General features: G+C 45.1%; 2 protein-coding genes. Both read right to left on the bottom strand.

Annotation, left to right across the window (positions count from 1 at the left end):
• Positions 1-154: 154 nt before the first annotated feature.
• A complete protein-coding gene (locus tag V7D78_RS16390) occupies positions 155-1,318 on the bottom strand; it encodes a hypothetical protein (RefSeq protein ID WP_333609532.1) in 1,164 nt (387 codons plus the stop codon).
• On the bottom strand, positions 1,318-2,113 hold a 796-nt coding region (locus V7D78_RS16385), incomplete at its 5' end, for a polysaccharide deacetylase family protein (protein ID WP_333609531.1). The genes V7D78_RS16385 and V7D78_RS16390, both read right to left, overlap by 1 nt.

Here is a 2,113-nt window from a genome sequence, read left to right as displayed (position 1 = left end):
TGTAAAAAAGTGGTGAGTTGTTGGTACCAGACTACTGACACAAATACCGGGTGCGGTTGGTGCTTATTAAGCCATTTGACAAGTCCTTCGGGCAGTTCTGCATCAATAGCATAGCGTGCAACTGTTAATTCAGGTGACAAAGGTAATGGGCTGATCATAGGCGTTTACTGCTGATACGTTTGAACAGATTCCAACAGGCACGAAGAAATGGGCGCCAATCAGACCAGCAAAAAAAAGTAAAGGTGGCTTTTTTACCAAAGGGTTTAATATTTTTTTGCTGCCACACAGCTTGCCAGTAGCTCAGTGGTGCCCGCTCTGCATCAAACCAGCTTATCTGTGTGTTTATAGGCGTCACCGTAACTTGTTGTTTCAGCGCCAGCTGAAACTCTTGCAATGGCTGGTTAAATCCCGCTGCAATACATAACTCAGCCCAAAAATCTGTTCGTCCCACCGTGGGTTCAATTACCCAAAAGCTGCCATCAGGCGCCTTTTTTAGCTCCAAAGATACGGGGCCGGATAACTTAAACCCGGCAAAAAATTGCTCAGTAAGTTTTATAACGTCAGCGTTTGTTACCACTTCTGCTATGGTGGTTTGACCGCGAGCCACCGGAAAAGAGGATAGTTTACGTCCAACCATCGCTTGAATAGTATGGCCGCTATCCAGTGTCAAGGCACCAAAATACAACGATTCATCACCACCGGCTATATATTCCTGAGCCAGAATAGGCAAATCGGTGTGATACTGCTGCAGAAAAGCATAAAGCTGCTGCGCGTTTTGGGCTATTTGTGTTTTAAAAGAAGATAACGGCTGCACTGGCTTAATAATCAACGGATAAATAAAATCCTGTAATTGACTCTCAAGTTTCAATGCGTTGCTTACTTCCTCAGTGGTTAACACCATGGATTTTGGGTAGTTAAGGCCTTGTTCTCTGGCGACAGTTTCTAATTCACTTTTTTTCTGTAATCGCAACACCGCCTGAAAGCTGTCTGCCCAACTAATCAAATATGCAGGGCATAAGTGCGCAAGGTGTAAGCCAAAACTGCGCACGTGGTTATCGTTAGTGGCAAATAATACCAGTTGGGTAAAATTGGATAATTGTTGCCGGATATCAAGTAGCGCCGGTATCAGGCAATCATCATTAAAACTATCGATAATAAACAAACGTTGTACAGTATTGGTCGCTGAACCCGGCAAACTGGCATTTTGCTCTACCGCAAACACCTTGATACCAGCTTGATGCAGGGCGCGACTGACTGCTAAACCATGACTACAAAGACCAACAACCAGGGCTGCAGCATCAGAATGTGGTTGAGTCATTAGTGGTGACCTCGCCAATGTTGTTGCAGCAGTCTGGCATGAAACTTCAGCATAGAGTGATCCCATGGAGTAAAGCGTTTTAAGTTAAAACAATCCTGGTGTGGTGCATTAGTGCCAGGGTTGGTAGAAACTGCATAGCTAAAACCAGCTTGTTGCACCAAATCCCGATCTCGTTGCGTAAAGTCCTTATTAAAACGACCATTTGGGTAGGCAAAACCTTTTACTGTCAGCCCTGAATCCAGCAATTGTTGGCGGCAAAGGTTGATTTCCTGGCTGGCTGTTTCTGTATCTAAACTGGCAAGGATAGGGTGGTTGACCGTATGCGCGCCTATTTCCATACCCGCTTGTTGCCAGCGTTGCCAGTCGGCTGCTTGCATCATCAATGACGGTACAGTGATTTGGTTGTCACGGGCAAACTGTCTGGCTATATTGAGTCTTTGATCAGGCTGTAAATATTTAATGGCCAGCAACAAGCCTTGTAATACATTTGCACGGTTATCCCGCTTAAGTGGACTGGTCAATACCTCGGTAAAGGCATCACATTTAAGTTGCCCTAAGTCAATTTGTTGCACTGTGTAACTGACAATATCATTCCACATGGTGCTACCGTCAGCAAAACCAGTAGCAATAAAGCAGGTCGCCTGTATGTCATGCGCTAATAAAATGGGAAGTGCAACCTCAAGATTATTTAAATAACCATCATCAAAGGTGACGGCGACAGCACCCTTAGGTAAGGTGCCCTGTTTCAGTTTCGATATGGCTTCAGCAAGCGGTAGCGGTGTGAAATAACGTTGC

The sequence above is a fragment of the Arsukibacterium sp. genome (assembly GCF_036735525.1).
Lineage (GTDB): Bacteria > Pseudomonadota > Gammaproteobacteria > Enterobacterales > Alteromonadaceae > Alishewanella.
The sequence above is the reverse complement of the archived record's forward strand: the minus strand, read 5'-3'. Positions and strand labels throughout refer to the sequence as shown.

Excerpts from the sequence above, each read along its gene's own strand:
- V7D78_RS16390 (WP_333609532.1), bottom strand. The coding sequence starts at position 1,318 with ATGACTCAACCACATTCTGATGCTGCAGCCCTGGTTGTTGGTCTTTGT.